The following is a 968-nucleotide window of genomic DNA, read 5'->3' on the forward strand; positions in this document are numbered from 1 at the left end:
CGCGCACATCGGATGCCTTTTCGCCGAAGATGGCGCGCAGAAGCTTCTCTTCCGGCGTCATCGGGCTTTCGCCCTTCGGCGTGATCTTGCCGACCAGGATGTCGCCCGGCTGAACTTCCGCACCGATGTAGACGATGCCGGCTTCGTCGAGGTTCTTCAGCGCTTCTTCCGAGACGTTCGGGATATCGCGCGTGATTTCCTCCGGTCCAAGCTTGGTATCGCGCGCCATGACCTCGAACTCCTCGATGTGGATCGAGGTGAAGACGTCGTCGGCGACGATGCGTTCGGACAGGAGGATCGAGTCCTCGTAGTTGTAGCCGTTCCACGGCATGAACGCGACCAGCACGTTGCGGCCGAGCGCCAGATCGCCGAGCTCGGTCGACGGACCGTCGGCGATGATGTCGCCCTTGTTGACCCGGTCGCCCATGCGAACCAGCGGGCGCTGGTTGATGCAGGTGTTCTGGTTCGAACGCTGGAACTTCATCAACCGGTAGATGTCGACGCCGGACTTGCCCGGATCGAGATCTTCGGTGGCGCGGATAACGATACGCGTCGCGTCCACCTGGTCGACGATGCCGCCATCGGCGCCCGAGTCACGGGCGACGATCGGCTCCATGCCGGTGCCGACGAACGGCGCCTCGGCGCGCACCAGCGGCACGGCCTGGCGCTGCATGTTCGAACCCATCAGAGCGCGGTTGGCGTCGTCGTTTTCCAGGAACGGGATCAGGGCCGCGGCCACCGACACCATCTGCTTGGGCGACACGTCCATCAGATCGACGTTTTCGCGCGGCGCCATCATCACTTCGCCGGCACTGCGGCAAATGACGAATTCGTCGACGAAACCACCGTTCTTGTCGAGCTCGGCGTTGGCCTGCGCAACATGGTGCTTGGCCTCTTCCATCGCCGAGAGATAGACGACGTCATTGGTCAGCTTGCCGTCGACGATCTTGCGGTACGGGCTCTCGATG

1 pseudogene is annotated in these 968 nt (G+C 63.0%); it reads right to left on the reverse strand.

From position 1 onward, the window contains the following. Positions 1–968, reverse strand: a pseudogene (locus EN991_RS37830) (DNA-directed RNA polymerase subunit beta); the annotation flags it as partial.

The sequence above is a fragment of the Mesorhizobium sp. M7A.F.Ca.US.005.03.2.1 genome, assembly GCF_003997795.1.
Classification (GTDB): Bacteria; Pseudomonadota; Alphaproteobacteria; order Rhizobiales; family Rhizobiaceae; genus Mesorhizobium; species Mesorhizobium ciceri.